Raw genomic sequence first — 15,813 nt, 5'->3', positions numbered from 1 at the left:
CCTGCCCGCATCACCCAGGAGATAATTCGTGACTGAAGGCACTCGGCTACTCGCCGGCCGCTATGAGGTCGGCGCGCTCATTGGCCGTGGCGGAATGTCGGATGTTCACGTCGGCAACGACAGCAGGCTCGGTCGGCGCGTGGCGATCAAGCTGCTCAAGCCGGCGCTTGCGACGGATCCGCGATTCCGCGTGCTGTTCCGCGAAGAGGCGCAGAAGGCCGCCCGGATGGCGCACCCCACCATCGTGCGCGTGTTCGATGCGGGCGAGGAAACCGTACGCGAGCCGAACGGGCTCGAATCCCAGGTGCCATACATCGTCATGGAATTCGTCGATGGTCGGTTGCTGAAGGACATCGTGGCGGATGGCCCCCTTGAGCCAAAGGAGGCGGTACGTATCGTCTCCGGAATCCTCACCGCGCTCGAGTACAGCCATCGAGCTCTGCTCGTGCATCGCGACATCAAGCCAGGAAACGTGATGATCACGCAGAACGGCCAGGTGAAGGTGATGGACTTCGGGATTGCCCGCGCCGTCTCCGACAACTCCGCAACCGTCGCCGACACCAGTGCCGTCCTCGGCACCGCTCAATACTTTTCTCCCGAACAGGCACGCGGCGAGACGGTGGATGCCCGCACCGACCTCTACTCCACCGGTGTCGTGCTCTTCGAACTCCTCACCGGTCGACCCCCATTCCGCGGCGACCGCGCAGCCGCTGTCGCCTACCAGCACATCAGCGAGCCTGCCGTCGCTCCGAGCACCATCAACCCTCGGGTGTCTCCCTCGCTCGACTCCGTCGTGCTTCATGCTCTGGCGAAAGACAAGTTTCAGCGCTTCCAGACCGCGGCCGAATTCCGCCGGGATCTCGAGGATGCGAGCGCCGGCGGCATCCCCCCTCGTAAGCCCCCGGTGAGCGACTTCAACTCCACGCTCTTCGGTGTCAATCCGTCCGCCGCCGCCGGATCCGAGGCCGCCCTTCGACAACTCGCCGCGCCCAACGATGAGCGCGGCGCTCGTACCCAGACCCGGCCGCCGGTCGCTTGGATCTGGGTGGGAATCACGGTTCTCGCAGTAATTCTCATCGCTGTGGTCTTCTGGGTCGTGAATTTGCCCCCCGCCACGATCGGCGACAATCTCTCGGTCAAGGTTCCGTCCGTCACCGGGCAGCTCTACAACGAGGGGGCGGCCAAGTTCAAGGACCTCGGACTGAAGACAACGAAACTCGAGCAGTCGAGTTCCAGCGTGGAGAACGGACACATCATCAGCACCGATCCGGGCGCCGGACAGAAAGTACCGAAACTCAGCACGGTGCTGATCACCGTTTCATCGGGCAAAACGCCCACCTCCGTGCCGAGCCTGAGCAATTTAACTGTTGAAGCCGCAAAGGCCGCGCTCGAAGCCCGGAAGCTCGCAATGGGCACCAACACCCCAGAGAATTCGGCGACCATCGCCGCCGGCACGGTGATTCGTAGCGACCCGACTGCAAGCACTGCCGCCCGCGAAAGCGACGTTGTTAACCTCTTTATTTCCACCGGGCTAGTCACGATCCCACCCGTTGTGGGTCTCGATATCGGTGATGCGAACACCCAGTTGGGTGCGCTTCAGCTCACGATCAACCCGGTGGCCGACGGCACGTGCACCGGTAGCAAGGTGAAGGCGCAATCCCTCACTGGAGACCAGCCACAGCGCTCCACAATTACACTCACGTACTGCAGTGGCTGAACGCCCGATCCTGTCGTACAGCGCGCCGTTCCGTGATGGCCTGGGCTACTAGCCGAGGTTGACCAGGGGGGTGAGTCCCCGGGCGGCCTCGCGGGCCGTTCCAAGCCCGGCAATGGTCAGCCAATTCGCGATCATGCTGTAGCCGCCCTCTGTAAGCACCGATTCCGGGTGGAACTGCACCCCGAAGATCGGCGCGAATTCGTGACGGGCACCCATGATCACTCCGCCCTCGGTGCGAGAGGTGACCACCAACTCATCCGGCACAGTCGAGTCGACCACCGCGAGCGAGTGGTATCGCGTCGCTCGGAACGGTTGGGGCACCCCAAGGTAGAAGTCGCTGTTGTCATGGGTGATGAGCGAGGTCTTGCCGTGCATGAGCTCTTCGGCGTGCGTGACCGTGGCTCCGAGGGCTTCCGCAATTGCCTGGTGGCCGAGGCACACGCCGAGCAACGGCAGGCCAGACTCGAGGGCCGCCGTCACGATCGGGATCGATACCCCCGCACCCGCGGGAGTGCCGGGACCAGGCGAGAGCAACACGCCGTCGTAGTCAGCAATACGCGTCGCAGCGTCGCGCACAGCGAAGGCGTCATTTCGCACAACTTCCGTTGTTGCTCCGAGCTGCAGGAGGTAGCCGTTCAGCGTGTAAACGAAGCTGTCGTAGTTGTCGATCACCAGGATGTGTGTCATGTTCCCACCGTCACGTCGTTCACGTTCACGAAGGTGTTGAGCCACGGGAACACGAACAGGACCAGTGCGGCGAGTACCGCCGCGAAAAAGAGGAGTAAGAGGAGGATACGCAACCACAGCGGTCCGGGCAATATGCGCCAGAGTGCTCCGTACATCGCCGCCCTAACTCTTCGCCAAAACGGCCGCCGCGATGGCGGCGGGGGCTCCAGCAGAAATCGGCTGCCAGGATTCGAGGGCAGCGTACGCGATGATGCGCTCGGATGCGGAGAACATTGGGTTGCAGCTCGTCATGGTGAGGATGCGATCGGTCGGCGCGACCCCCGCAAACTGCGGCACCGGGTCGAGCACGCCCACGCCGCTGGGACGCACATACTCGAGCCCGCGGAAGCCGTAGGTGTAATAGCCATCCGGCGTCTGCACGTAGATTTTGTCGCCGACCTGCAGGCTTGCGAGCGGCTTAAACGGGGCACCATGGGTGGTGCGGTGCGCCGCTACGGCGAAGTTGCCAACCTGGCCGGGCATCTGGGTTCCCGGATAGTGCCCGATGCCATTCTTGTCCAGCACCTTCGCGGTCTCCACTCCTTCGGAGATGGATCGCGCGAAGTCCGATCCGAAGCGCGGCACGTACATCACAGCGAACTTCACGGCATCGCCGGGAGCGACGGCCACCACCGGATCGTCGAAGGTGGCGCCGGGCGTGGTGTGTTGATGGGCCGGTACCGTAGTGCTCCAACTCTCACCGAGCGCGGAGCCGGCCTTGTCTTGGTCGGCGCCGACGATGAGGTCATTGAGCCACAATTGCCAGCCGAGAAATAGAAACACCAGAGCGCCCGCGGTGATGAAGAGCTCGCCGGCGATTCCGACCACGCTCACACGTTTCCGGCGCTTCGGCGCGCCCGCGTGCACGTCGCCCCGCCGGTCATTCTCCATGATGTCGATTCTAAGTGTTCGGTCTCAATTCGAGGTCTGAGAGACTCCACCCTTGACCCGGGTTCTTTTAGGGCCAGAGCCCTTTCAGGCTAGAATTCCGGAATGGCAAGATCCACTCCGCGCACTAAGGCCGTTCCTCCCGAAGACACTCGCTCGGGAGACGATGCTCCGAACCCGGTCTGGTTCAAGCCAATCATGTTCGGCCTCATGCTTATCGGCCTCGCTTGGATCATCGTCTTCTACGTGAGCCAGGGCACACTTCCCGTGCCGCAGTTCGGTCAGGGGAATATCCTGGTCGGCTTCGGGATCCTGTTCGTGGGCTTCCTCATGACCACACGCTGGCGCTGAGTTCGCACGCGGCCCCCCAAGAGGGGGCAATTACACCTCTGTAATTATCCCCACTGTGGACAAGCCTGTGGATAACTCCCGGGTCATGCCGTGATGAGCTGCACACCAGCAAAGGTGGCGATCAGCAAGAGCAGGAAGACGCCGACGAGAAGCAGGAGTTGGACTCCTCGTTTCTGCCCGTCCCGTGTGCGCACGAGAACGAATGCCACCAGTGCCCCAATGAGCAGCCCACCCACGTGCGCCTGCCAGGCGATGCCGGGCACGATGAAGCCGATCACCAAGTTGATTACGATCACGATGATGAGCTGGCGGCTATTTCCCCCCAGGTGCCTGGCGATTACGAAGTAGGCACCGAACAGGCCGAAGATTGCCCCGGATGCTCCGATGACAGGGGAGCCCGGGCTGCTCAGCAACACCGCCACTGAGCCGCCGAGGCCGCTCAGCAGGAACAACGCGATGAAACGCCAGCGGCCCACCAGTCGCTCAAGCTCCGGCCCCAACACGAAGAGCGAATACATATTGAAGAGAATGTGCAAGATCGACCCGTGCACGAAAAGTGAGGTCAACATCCGCCACGGCTGGATCGAGGTGTACGGCGGGTAGTACAGGAGTGCGCTCACGATCGGGCTGCCCGATCCCACGAGTTGACCAGTGATCGCCTCGGCCGCGAACACGATCACACACAACGCCATGATGGCGTAGGTCACAATAGGGCTTCCGGGCTGGGCGAGTCGGCGCACCGACGTCACCACAGCGGGCTTGGTGCGTGGAGCGCTCTGGCGGGATTCGCGCATGCATTCCGGGCAATGCACCCCGACGGCCGCTGGCGTCTGGCACTCGGCGCAAATTGTTCGGCCACATCGCTGGCAGAGCACAAAACTCTGGCGATTCGGATGCCGGTAACAGAAATTGTCGGGGTTCGCCGACGTCTCGCTCACTGCTCACTCTCGAGGGAGCGACCGGATCGGTGCATCAGACTTCGTCGATCGAAACCGAGTTGATCACGATGGGTTCGAGCGGGCGATCGCTGCGGTCTTTCTTGACCGCCTCGATCTTCTTCACCACGTCGCGGGACGCTTCGTCGGCGACCTCGCCGAAGATGGTGTGCTTTCCCTGAAGCCACGTGGTCGGGACAGTGGTGATGAAGAATTGCGAGCCATTGGTGCCCTTACCGCCACGGGTTCCAGCATTGGCCATAGCAAGCAGGTAGGGCTTAGTGAACGTGAGCTCCGGGTGGATCTCGTCGTCGAAGTTGTAGCCCGGCCCGCCGGTGCCCTGGCCGAGAGGGTCGCCACCCTGGATCATGAAGTCATCGATGATGCGGTGGAAGACCACCCCGTCGTACAGCTTGTCTTTCGACACCGTACCGGTGCCAGGGTGGGTCCACTCGATGTCCCCAGCAGCGAGACCGACGAAGTTCTTCACGGTCTTCGGTGCGTGGTTGCCGAACAGGTTGACTGTGATGTCGCCCTCGGTGGTGTGGAAAGTAGCGGTGTGGGTATGCATAGCCATGCCCTTATTCTTTCACAGCAATCGATGGCGTTCAGGGCGCATCCAGGCAACCGGGTTTGTGTCTGCACGCGTGCGTGCAAAGATGGAAGGATTCTCCGTCCGACTACTGGAGGTTCCCTTGGCCCTGTCACGCAAGCGCGCGAAAGAATTGAAGCGGCTCCGCGCCGCAGCGTCTGACCTTTGGGAGGACCAGAGGGAAGTGCTCGAGCACGCCTCTCTTGTTGTGAAGGAAGCTGGCCGCCAAGCGGCTAACGCCGGTCGCGAAGAGGTGGCGCCGCGCGTGCGCGAAACCTACGACCACCGGGTGCGCCCGGTCGTCGACCTGGGGGTCGCCTCCGGCCGTGCCGTTGCCGACACCGCCAGGGAGAAGGTGCAGCGCGATGTACTGCCCGCCGTTTCCTCGGCGCTCGCAGCCGCTCTTGCCGTATTCGAGGTGTCAAAGGACCCGCGGGTGCGCGAGGCCCTCAGCAACGTGCGCAAGGCCGGAAACCAGCTCGGCGCCAAGGTCGGCGTCGTGCCACCCAAGCCGCAGCCGGGCCCGGGCCGCTACATCCTGATTGCCCTCGCTGCGGTTGCTGCGGTCGGAGTCGCCTACGCGGCTTGGCAGACACTGCGCGCCGACGATGAGCTTTGGGTGAGCGACGACGAAACGGATGACCCGATCGCTCCCTCGTCTTCTCGCGCTTAGCACCTGGTAAGTGTCGCGGTCTTCTCGCGCGCAGCGCCGGGGACTTGTGACGAGTAAGCCCGTGCGCCGCACGGGCTTCGCCGCATGCCAGGTAACGCACGACTGGGCGCTGCATCTGCAGAGTGATCACAACGCCGACCGGTGTCGAGCTCCTGAAGCTGGGCCCGGCGGTAGAAACTGGCGCGCGGCGTCGGCGTCAGTATCCGCCTGTGTCGCCGTTGCAAATGCAGGAAGATTCGTGACTGGTGTGGTGCGTGAGGCTCATACGCCCCACCCGTAACACCGCATCCTGCATTTCGCACGCGGACGCGGGTCATTTCGCACACGGGCGACGGTCATCACACATGCGGGCGCGGGTCATTTCGCACGCGGCCGCGGATCATCACACACGCGGGCGACGGTCATCTCACACGCGGGCGCGGGTCACTGCACACGGAACCGCGGGCGGATGACGGACCAGGATTCGGCCGGACGTGAAAGTCGTGCCGCTGTGAGTCCCACCAGCGACAGTGGAGCTTAGGAGAATCGAACTCCTGACCTCCGCCTTGCAAAGGCGGCGCTCTACCAATTGAGCTAAAGCCCCGTGGGCCGTTGGGCCACACCGGTGTTCATGAACACGTGGGGATACCAGGACTTGAACCTGGGACCTCTTCGTTATCAGCGAAGCGCTCTAACCGCCTGAGCTATATCCCCATTGCCCCGATTCACTCAGGGCAGATACGAGAGTATCGCACCTGCCGAGTTTCACCGAATCGAGCGATCGGCCCCGCTAGTTGTTGGTGAAACCGACCAGAAGGCCGCCGGTGATACGCACGCTGAAGTTGTACAGCATTGCGGTGATCGCGCCGAGGGCCGTGCCGACGACGGTGTTGAGAATGGCGACGACAACAGCGAACAAGCCCACCTGCCCGAGGGAGAAGCTGGCCGTGACGCTGAATGTCGGCTGTCCCAGGATATCGCGCAGAACCTTGTTCAGGCTGTCGAAGATGCCGGTGCCATCGAGCACGATCCACACCAAAAGAGAGACGACGACCAGGATGATGCCGAGTGTCAGTGCGATAAGGAACGAGAGTTTTACCGCTGACCAGAAATCGACGTAGACCAGCTTCAGGCGTACCTGCTTCGTGGCGGTGGCGCGCTGGGATTTTCGTTGGAGTTTTTCGGCGACGCTACTCATCTACGGACTCGTCCTTTCCGGTCTGGATCTCTCCGGTCTGGATCTCTCCGGCCGGGGGCTCCTCGTCGGGAGCATCCTGACCTTCGGCTTCCAGATTGCGTTCACTGTTCTTCGCGACTGCGATGATCTTGTCGTCGTCCGCGAACCGTGCGAAGACTACCCCCATGGTGTCACGGCCCTTCGCCGGCACCTCGGAGACAGATGAGCGTACCACTTTGCCGCTGGCGAGGACCACGAGCACCTCATCGTCGTCCTCCACGATGAGTGCGCCCGCCAGGTCGCCGCGCGCTTCCTGAAGCTTGGCCACCTTGATGCCGAGGCCACCACGATTCTGCACGCGGTACTGGTCGGCGCCGGTGCGCTTGGCGAAGCCACCCTCGGTCACGACGAACACGAATCCGGTGTCCGCGACAACGGATGCGTCGAGCAGCGTGTCCTCATCACGGAAGTGCATGCCGATCACACCGGACGTGGCGCGACCCATCGGGCGCAGCGCGTCGTCGGATGCGGTGAAGCGAATCGACATACCCTTGCGCGACACAAGCAACAGGTCGGAGTCCTCCTCCACGAGCATCGCCGAGACGAGCTCATCGTCCTCGCGCAGGTTGATCGCGATTATCCCGCCGGTGCGATTGGTGTCGTATTCCGACAACAGAGTCTTCTTCACCAGGCCGCCACGAGTCGCCAACGCAAGGTACTTGGCCACTTCGTAGTCGCGGATATCGAGGATCTGGGCGATCTCCTCATCCGGCTGCAGCGCGAGCAGGTTGGCCACGTGCTGGCCCTTGGTGTCGCGACCACCCTCCTGCACCTCGTACGCCTTCGCGCGATAGACACGGCCCTTGTTGGTAAAGAACAGCAGCCAATGGTGGGTGGTAGTCACGAAGAAATGCTCGACCACGTCATCCGCCCGCAATTGTGCACCCTTGACGCCCTTTCCGCCGCGGTGCTGGGTGCGGTAGTTGTCGCTGCGGGTGCGTTTGATGTAGCCACCGCGGGTGACGGTGATCACCATCTCCTCTTCGGGGATGAGGTCTTCCACGTTCATGTCGCCATCGAAACCAAACATGATCTCGGTGCGGCGGTCATCGCCGTACTTCGCGATGAGTTCGGTGAGTTCCTCGCTCACGATGTCGCGCTGGCGCTGCGGACTCGCCAGGATCGCCTTGAAGTCCGCGATCTCGATCTCGATCTTCTCGTTCTCCTCGATGATCTTCTGGCGCTCCAGAGCCGCGAGGCGGCGCAACTGCATCTCGAGGATAGCGCGGGCCTGCTGCTCATCGATCTCGAGCAGTGTGATCAGGCCATCGCGGGCATCCTCGACAGTCGCGGAGCGACGGATCAGTGCGATGACCTCATCGAGCGCGTCCAGTGCTTTGAGATAGCCGCGCAGGATGTGGGCACGCTCTTCGTGCCGGCGAAGCCGGAACGCGGTGCGGCGCACGATTACATCGATCTGGTGGTCGCTCCATGCGGTGATGAAACCGTCGATCGCCAGGGTGCGCGGGATGCCGTCGACGATCGCGAGCATGTTCGCGCCGAAGTTCTCCTGCAGCTGGGTGTGCTTGTAGAGATTGTTGAGCACGACCTTCGCCACGGCGTCGCGCTTCAACACGATCACCAGGCGCTGGCCGGTGCGACCGGATGTCTCGTCGCGAATGTCCGCGATGCCCGAGATCTTTTGCTCCTTGACGAGCTCAGCGATCTTGAGAGCGAGGTTGTCGGGGTTCACCTGGTACGGGAGTTCGGTGACCACGAGGCAGGTGCGACCCTGCAGCTCCTCGACGTTGACGACCGCGCGCATCGTGATCGACCCGCGGCCGGTTCGATAGGCATCCTGGATGCCCTTGAGGCCAAGGATCTGCGCGCCGGTCGGGAAGTCTGGTCCCTTGATGCGCTGGATGAGCGCAGCGACGAGCTCCTCCTGGGATGCGTCCGGGTTGGCCAGGTGCCAGAGTGCGGCCGCACCAACCTCACGCAGGTTGTGCGGTGGGATGTTGGTGGCCATCCCGACCGCGATACCCACCGAGCCGTTGACGAGCAGGTTGGGGAACCGGCTCGGAAGTACGAACGGCTCCTGGGTGCGTCCATCGTAGTTGTCCTGGAAGTCGACGGTCTCTTCCTCGATGTCCCGCACCATCTCCATGGCGAGCGGAGCCATCCTGGTCTCGGTGTACCGGTGAGCGGCCGCGCCGTCGTTGCCGGGAGACCCGAAATTACCCTGCCCCTGCGCCAACGGATAGCGGAGGCTCCACGGTTGCACCAGTCGCACCAGCGCGTCGTAGACCGAGGAGTCGCCGTGGGGGTGGAATTGGCCCATGACGTCGCCGATGACGCGTGTGCACTTGGAGAATCCCTTGTCCGGACGGTAGCCCCCGTCGTACATCGCATAGATAACGCGGCGGTGCACAGGCTTCAGTCCGTCGCGCACCTCGGGCAGCGCTCGTCCCACGATCACACTCATCGCGTAGTCGAGATAAGAGCGCTGCATCTCTAGTTGGAGGTCGACCTGCGTCACCTTGTCGTGAGCAAGATCAATCTCCTTGCCAGCGATCTGCGGGTCAGCGTCTTCCGGGGGTGTTAGATCAGCCATTTTATTCCAGTCTGTGATGTGCCGTCGGTGAAGCGTGCGCTACCGGTCCAAGACAGTCGTGCTCGACCAGTGACCTTTGTCTAAATATCGAGGAACCGCACGTCTTTCGCGTTTTTCTGGATGAAATTGCGGCGGGATTCCACGTTCTCCCCCATGAGGGTGTCGAAGATCTCGTCGGCCGCGGCGGCATCGTCGAGAGTCACCTGCAGGAGGGTGCGGGTGACCGGGTCCATTGTGGTCTCCCACAGTTCCTTGTAGTCCATCTCGCCGAGACCCTTGTAGCGCTGCACACCGCTGTCCTTCGGCATCCGCTTGCCGGCAGCCGCGCCGGCGGCGAGGAGGGCATCCTTTTCGCGGTCGCTGTAGACGTACTCGTGCGGCGAGTTGGTCCACTTGAGCCGGTAGAGCGGCGGCTGGGCGAGATACACGTAACCGAGGTCGATGAGTGGGCGCATGTAGCGGAATAACAGGGTGAGCAGCAGCGTCGTGATGTGCTGGCCGTCAACATCCGCATCGGCCATCAGCACGATCTTGTGATAGCGAGCCTTCTCTGGATTGAAATCTTCCCCGACACCAGCACCGAACGCGGTGATCATGGCCTGCACCTCGTTATTGGCGAGTGCCCGGTCGAGACGAGCCTTCTCCACATTGAGGATTTTGCCGCGCAGAGGAAGAATCGCCTGGAATTCCGGGTTTCGTCCCTGCACAGCAGAACCGCCGGCGGAGTCACCCTCCACCATGAAGATCTCCGAAAGGCTCGGATCTTTGCTTGAGCAGTCCCGCAGCTTTCCGGGCATCCCACCCGATTCGAGAAGACCCTTTCGGCGGGTCTGTTCGCGCGCTTTGCGGGCAGCAAGACGGGCGGCGGATGCCTGGATAGCTTTACGGATCACGTCACGGGCCTGGGTAGGGTTGCGGTCGAACCAGTCGCCGAGCTGATCGCCGGCGATACGCTGCACGAACGACTTCGCGATCGTGTTGCCGAGCTTCGTCTTGGTCTGGCCCTCGAACTGCGGCTCAGCGAGCTTTACCGAGATGACCGCAGTGAGACCCTCGCGTACATCGTCGCCGGTGAGGTTCTCATCTTTTTCCTTGATGATCCCCTTCTCTCTCGCGTACTTGTTGACGAGAGTGGTGAGCGCGGCACGAAAACCCTCTTCGTGTGTTCCACCCTCGTGGGTATTGATGGTGTTCGCGTAGGTGTGAACGCTTTCCTGATAGGAGGTGGTCCACTGCATTGCGACCTCGAGGGAGATCTTGAGGTCTGTGTCTTCGAGCTCGAACGAGATGACGTCGGGATGCACCACCTCTACCTTCTTCGCCGAGTTGAGGTACTCGACGTAGTCGACGAGCCCGTTCTCGTACATGTAGGTGACGCTCACGATCTCATCGCTCTCGAGTAGCCGCTCGTCGGTGAGGGTGATCGCGAGGCCCTTATTGAGGAATGCCATCTGTTGGAAGCGCGCGCGTAGTGTCTCGTAGTCGAAGATGACCGTCTCGAAGGTGTCGGGGCTCGGCCAGAAGGTCACCGTCGTACCGTGGTCATCGGAGCTCTCACCCTGCGCGAGAGGAGCCTGCGGAATACCGTGCTGGTAACTCTGACGCCAGACATGTCCCTGGCGTCGCACCTCGACATCCAGTTCCTTCGACAGTGCGTTGACAACGGAGATTCCCACGCCGTGGAGACCGCCGGATACCGAGTACCCGCCGCCGCCGAACTTGCCGCCGGCGTGCAGGATAGTGAGCACTACCTCGACAGTCGACTTGTTCTCCGACTTGTTGAGGTCGACCGGAATACCGCGTCCATTGTCGATGACACGCACGCCGCCGTTTTTGAGCATGGTGATCAAGATGGTGTCGCAGTAACCGGCGAGGGCCTCGTCAACGGAGTTATCAACGACCTCGTAGACGAGGTGGTGAAGACCGCGCGGGCCAGTGGAGCCGATGTACATGCCCGGCCGCTTGCGAACCGCCTCAAGCCCCTCAAGCACCTGGATCTGATCTGCTCCGTAGCTGTCTTCAGATTCGGAATTTGAGCGGTTCTCTGCCATGTGAAATTGGGCTCCTGCCAGGTAGATCGATTGTTCGTTCGCGGCTCGGGTTCCCCAGGAAGGAACTGCCATGACGACGAGTCAATTCTACCAAATCATCGGGGCTCGCGCTCGCGCATCGGCGATCTGGGGACTCAGAGGCACCACGGCGACCTATTTTGCCCTGTCAGCCATAAGTATCGCGCGGACCACGCCCTGGGATTGATCTGGGGCCGCGTTTCCACGAGGGGGCACCCGGCCCCTCGAATCGAATCGACTCGATTCCCGCGTCCGGGTAGCGGGAGATGATGCGATTCATGATCTGCACCCGCATCAGACGCAGTTGCGTCGCCCAGGCGGTGGAGTCACATTTCACCGTGAGGACGCCTTCTTCGATGCCGACCGGAGTCGAATGCTCGGCCGTGTCAACGCCGGCGATCTCGAGCCAGGAGGCGAGGAGCTCCGAGCGCGCGAGCGGCGAACTCCACCCCAACTTCGAGGTCACCGCGTCCATAACCGCTCCAAGCCCTTCTGGATCTCGTCCTGACCCGAAAGGGATCGTCGAGCCAGGCTCCTTCTTCGCCCGCTTGCGAGCGTCGGCCGATCGGCTTGAGCCGTCGCCGAAGACGCGTCGAAAACGAAGGTAAACGGAGACCGGCTCGGACTCTTCCGGTGCGTCTGCCATTTCCTTCATGACAGCCCCTGCTCCACAATGGTGCCCCGGGAGATGTGCACTGTGTTGCCGGTGAGCTCATCCGGAACATCATCAAGGACCGCTGCAGTGATGAGGACCTGCTCGAAGCCTCGAATTGCGGCAGCGAGGCGGATGCGGCGTGCCCCGTCCAATTCGGCGAAGACGTCGTCAAGCATGAGGACCGGGTCGCCGGTGGAGGAATCGCGCCGCAGCAGCACCGCGGACGCGAGCTTTAAGGCAAGCGCAAACGACCATGATTCCCCATGGCTCGCGTACCCGCGCGCAGGAAGCGAGTTTAGCTCGAGTACAAGGTCGTCTCGGTGGGGGCCGACAAGGGTTATTCCACGTTCGAGTTCGTTACGGCGGCGGTCAGCCAGGGCCTCCGTGAACGCGGCAGCCGCATCTTCCGCCGTGAGGCGGCCGTAGCTCAACCCGCCGGCATCGACATCCTCTTCGCCCGCGCTGTCGGCGCCCGACCGCCCACCAAAAATACTGAGCTGATTACCCAGCATCGCATGATGATCCTCGCCCGCTATCGAGGTGTATGCGTGCGATACCTCGGGTGACAACTCAGCGACCAGTTCGGTGCGCGCTTCGATCAGTTGAGATCCGAATGCGACCAGCCGCTCATCCCAAATATCAAGCGTGGATAAGGAGTCATCGCGCATTCCAGATGCCCGCGCGGACTTGAGCAGAGTGTTGCGCTGCCGCACCACCCGTTCATAGTCCGCGATCACAGCAGCAATTCTGGGAGACCGCAGCACAAGCAGTTCATCGAGAAACCGGCGGCGGCCGGCGGGGTCACCACGAATCAGGGCCAGGTCTTCCGGCGCAAACAACACGCTCGAAAAATATCGAGGGAGCTCGCGGGTCTTGATCACCGATCGATTGACCTGTGCTCGGTTGAGTGAAGATCGATTGAGCTGCACCTCGACGAGAATCTGCCGTGCACCGTGTTCGAGACGGGCACGGATGACCGCGGAGTCGGTGCCCTGCCGAATCATCGCGTGGTCGACAGATACCCGGTGTGAGCCGAGAGTGCTGAGGTAGGCGAGGGACTCGACCAGGTTGGTCTTTCCCTGTCCATTGCTGCCGACAAAGAGGTTAGAGCCGGCTACCAACGCGACTTCAGCCGCGCGGTAATTGCGAAAATCGGTGAGGCTGAGGTGGGTGACGATCACGACATCAGTCGACAGCTTTGACCGAATGCCCGCCGAACTGGTTACGCAGCGCGGCAACGGCCTTCATCGCGGGTGACCCCTCGGGTTGACGTGACACAAATCGCGCGAAAATTGAGGCGCTGATCGTCGGAACGGGGACAGCGTTTGCGAGTGCCTCTTCAATAGTCCAGCGCCCCTCACCAGAATCCTCGACATAGCCCTCGATGTCCTTGAAATCAGGATCTTCCTCGAGGGCGCGAACCAGTAATTCAAGCAACCAGGAGCGCACGACCGTGCCGCGTTGCCACGCCTTGAAGGTGCCGGTGACGTCTTTGATGATGTCGTCGCGCTTGTCGAGCAGCTCGTAGCCCTCGGCGTAGGCCTGCATCAGCGCGTATTCGATGCCGTTGTGCACCATTTTCGCGTAGTGACCGGCGCCGATCTCTCCCACATGAACGAATCCCTCGTCGCGTGGCCCCTGCGGACGAAGCGCGTCGAAGACAGGCATCAAAAGGTCGATGTTCTTCTTGTGCCCGCCGACCATCAGGCCGTAGCCGTTGGCCAGGCCCCAGACACCGCCAGAGACTCCCGCGTCCACATATTCGATGCCCTTGACCGACACTTGTTCGGCATGCTTGATGTCTTCGGTGAAACGCGAGTTACCGCCGTCGATGATGATATCGCCCGCCACGAGCACCTCAGCGAGTTCTGTGATGACTGAGGTGGTGATTGCTCCGGAAGGAACCATCACCCAGATGATGTGCGGAAGGGGAAGAGCCTTGACGAGATCGGCGAGGTTTGCGACATCCGTCACCTCAGGATTGTGGTCGTATCCCGTTACCTCGATGTCATTCGCTCGCAGGCGCTCGCGCATGTTGTTGCCCATCTTGCCGAGACCAACGAGGCCGATGTGCATGTCAGACGCTTCTTTCGGGTGGTCTCGGGGCGCTGCGGTGCGACACTAACGCAGCAAGAGGTTTGGCTGCAAAAGGTACTTGTAATTATCCGCCCCTGGCTGGTCCTTCGACGACTGGCTGGTGATAAGCACCGGGCCTGGCTTGTTGGGATTGTCGGTCTTGGTGAACGAGATGCGCACGAATTCGGAATGTACTGCGCCGAGGCCGTCCAACAGAAAAGCCGGCTTGAGGGAGACCACAGTGTCAACACCGCTGAGGTGGGCATCGATCGATTCCGAGGCCTGAGCCTGCTCAGATCCGATCGCCTCCAGAGTCACGCCGTCGATGGTGAAGGTGAACCGCAAGGCCGCCTCCCGCTCGAGTACAAGCGATACCCGGCGCACCGCTTCGATCAGCTCTGCCGTGTTTATCACCGCATAGTTATCCACCGTCTCGGGGAATAACCGCTTCACGGGCGGAAAGTTGCCTTTGATGAGGAGTGAGGTCACCGTTTTGCGATCTGCGCGAAACGCGATCAGTTCCCGATCGTCGGTGTTGGTGATCGCGACAGAGATAGTGCCGCTGTGACCGAAGGTCTTTCCAATCTCCTGCAGCGTGCGTGCGGGAACCAGAGCGGTGAGTGTCTCGGTGGACGTCGCGTCTCCAGAATCCCAGTCGATCGCACGCACCGCGACCCGGTAGCGATCAGTTGCGACCATCGTTAGTCTGCTCTCCGAGACCTCGAGCTGCACACCGGTGATCACCGGGGTTACATCATCACGGGATGCGGCGACCGCAACCTGGGCGACAGCGGTCGCGAACGCTTCGGCCGGCAGCAGCCCGGACTGTGCCGATACCTCAGGAAGGGTGGGGTACTCCTCCACCGGCATGCTCAATAGCGTGAATTTCGCCGAACCGCAGGTCACAGAGATGCGCCCCTCATCGGTCGAGAACCGCACGGGAGCGTTCGGGAGACGGCTAGCAATATCGGCCAGGAGACGCCCTGACACGAGGATCTTGCCCGGTTCCTCGACCTCGGCTGCAATCTCAGTCTGCGCGGACACCTCGTAGTCGAACGATGAAAGTGTCAGCCCCGAGTCCGTCGTCTCGATCAGCACCCCACTGAGGATGGGAAGGGTGGTGCGTTGGGGAAGCAGCTTCACGGCAAAGGAGACGGCTTCACTGAAGACGTCGCGATTGACTTGGAACTTCATGGGCACCCCTTGCTATCGAATTGTTGCGCTCGGAGGGAGCGTTGATCCGGGAGCTCAATACTGGCACAGCCGGTACTTTCGCTGAACCCAAGGGTTATCTCTCTCACATTAATTTCTATTAAGAACTAACACTCTTAACCGCTGTGTGATCTGTGAGTAACTCGGTC

Annotated in this window: 14 protein-coding genes, 2 tRNA genes and 1 pseudogene; 3 read left to right on the top strand and 14 right to left on the bottom strand. The window is 61.7% G+C overall.

What is annotated here, in order from left to right; all coding sequences use genetic code 11:
* The first annotated feature begins 28 nt into the window (after window positions 1-28).
* Window positions 29-1,717, top strand: a complete 1,689-nt coding sequence (gene pknB, locus RCH11_RS14250; RefSeq protein ID WP_327057674.1) for a Stk1 family PASTA domain-containing Ser/Thr kinase — start codon at window positions 29-31, stop codon at window positions 1,715-1,717.
* Window positions 1,718-1,765: 48 nt separating this feature from the next.
* Here pknB and RCH11_RS14245 read toward each other — a convergent pair whose 3' ends face one another.
* From RCH11_RS14245 to RCH11_RS14235, 3 genes are read right to left on the bottom strand one after another with little or no spacing between them, the layout of a single operon-like run.
* Window positions 1,766-2,404 carry an anthranilate synthase component II gene (locus RCH11_RS14245; RefSeq protein WP_327057673.1) on the bottom strand — a complete coding sequence of 213 codons (639 nt, stop codon included), beginning with the start codon at window positions 2,402-2,404 and terminating at the stop codon, window positions 1,766-1,768.
* The gene (locus RCH11_RS14240) at window positions 2,401-2,559 is read right to left on the bottom strand and encodes a hypothetical protein (RefSeq protein WP_327057672.1); all 159 of its coding nucleotides are present in this window, start codon (window positions 2,557-2,559) and stop codon (window positions 2,401-2,403) included. Before RCH11_RS14240 ends, RCH11_RS14245 begins: the two co-directional genes overlap by 4 nt.
* Window positions 2,560-2,566: 7 nt before the next feature.
* Window positions 2,567-3,334, bottom strand: coding sequence for a class E sortase (locus RCH11_RS14235; RefSeq protein WP_327057671.1), 768 nt, complete (start codon window positions 3,332-3,334; stop codon window positions 2,567-2,569).
* A 102-nt stretch (window positions 3,335-3,436) separates the two neighbouring features.
* Here RCH11_RS14235 and RCH11_RS14230 point away from each other — a divergent pair, with 102 nt between their 5' ends.
* A complete protein-coding gene (locus RCH11_RS14230) occupies window positions 3,437-3,682 on the top strand; it encodes a cell division protein CrgA (RefSeq protein ID WP_327057670.1) in 246 nt (81 codons plus the stop codon).
* 83 nt (window positions 3,683-3,765) lie between these two features.
* On the opposite strand, the gene RCH11_RS14225 is transcribed toward RCH11_RS14230, so the two are convergent.
* Complete coding sequence (locus tag RCH11_RS14225; RefSeq protein ID WP_327057669.1) at window positions 3,766-4,476, bottom strand: rhomboid family intramembrane serine protease; 711 nt, start codon at window positions 4,474-4,476, stop codon at window positions 3,766-3,768.
* A gap of 178 nt (window positions 4,477-4,654) precedes the next feature.
* Entirely contained in the window at window positions 4,655-5,194 is a 540-nt protein-coding gene (locus tag RCH11_RS14220) for a peptidylprolyl isomerase (RefSeq protein ID WP_327057668.1), read from the bottom strand.
* Between the two features lie 118 nt (window positions 5,195-5,312).
* Between RCH11_RS14220 and RCH11_RS14215 the strand changes: the two genes are divergently transcribed.
* On the top strand, window positions 5,313-5,882 hold the full coding sequence (locus tag RCH11_RS14215) for a hypothetical protein (RefSeq protein WP_327057667.1): 570 nt from the start codon (window positions 5,313-5,315) through the stop codon (window positions 5,880-5,882).
* 510 nt (window positions 5,883-6,392) lie between these two features.
* Here the strand turns inward: RCH11_RS14215 and RCH11_RS14210 are convergent.
* From RCH11_RS14210 to dnaN, 9 genes and pseudogenes are all read right to left on the bottom strand, one after another.
* Window positions 6,393-6,465 (bottom strand) — tRNA-Ala (locus RCH11_RS14210).
* A gap of 36 nt (window positions 6,466-6,501) precedes the next feature.
* A tRNA-Ile gene (locus tag RCH11_RS14205) sits at window positions 6,502-6,575 on the bottom strand.
* A 76-nt stretch (window positions 6,576-6,651) separates the two neighbouring features.
* Window positions 6,652-7,059, bottom strand: a complete 408-nt coding sequence (locus tag RCH11_RS14200; RefSeq protein WP_327057666.1) for a DUF3566 domain-containing protein — start codon at window positions 7,057-7,059, stop codon at window positions 6,652-6,654.
* Window positions 7,052-9,652: a DNA gyrase subunit A gene (gene gyrA, locus RCH11_RS14195; protein WP_327057665.1), complete on the bottom strand. Its 2,601-nt coding sequence runs from the start codon at window positions 9,650-9,652 to the stop codon at window positions 7,052-7,054. The genes RCH11_RS14200 and gyrA overlap by 8 nt, the downstream gene beginning before the upstream one ends.
* 80 nt (window positions 9,653-9,732) lie before the next feature.
* On the bottom strand, window positions 9,733-11,703 hold the full coding sequence (gyrB, locus tag RCH11_RS14190; protein ID WP_327057737.1) for a DNA topoisomerase (ATP-hydrolyzing) subunit B: 1,971 nt from the start codon (window positions 11,701-11,703) through the stop codon (window positions 9,733-9,735).
* A 166-nt stretch (window positions 11,704-11,869) separates the two neighbouring features.
* Entirely contained in the window at window positions 11,870-12,376 is a 507-nt protein-coding gene (locus RCH11_RS14185) for a DUF721 domain-containing protein (protein ID WP_327057664.1), read from the bottom strand.
* Complete coding sequence (gene recF / locus RCH11_RS14180; RefSeq protein ID WP_327057663.1) at window positions 12,373-13,557, bottom strand: DNA replication/repair protein RecF; 1,185 nt, start codon at window positions 13,555-13,557, stop codon at window positions 12,373-12,375. Before recF ends, RCH11_RS14185 begins: the two co-directional genes overlap by 4 nt.
* Window positions 13,558-13,561: 4 nt before the next feature.
* A pseudogene (gene gnd / locus RCH11_RS14175) lies at window positions 13,562-14,482 on the bottom strand (phosphogluconate dehydrogenase (NAD(+)-dependent, decarboxylating)); the annotation flags it as partial.
* 15 nt (window positions 14,483-14,497) lie between these two features.
* Window positions 14,498-15,646: a DNA polymerase III subunit beta gene (gene dnaN / locus RCH11_RS14170; RefSeq protein WP_327057662.1), complete on the bottom strand. Its 1,149-nt coding sequence runs from the start codon at window positions 15,644-15,646 to the stop codon at window positions 14,498-14,500.
* Window positions 15,647-15,813 lie beyond the last annotated feature (167 nt).

This window comes from Glaciihabitans sp. GrIS 2.15 (assembly GCF_035984695.1).
In the GTDB taxonomy this organism is placed as follows: Bacteria; Actinomycetota; Actinomycetes; order Actinomycetales; family Microbacteriaceae; genus Lacisediminihabitans.
This window is presented reverse-complemented; position numbering and strand designations above follow the sequence as displayed.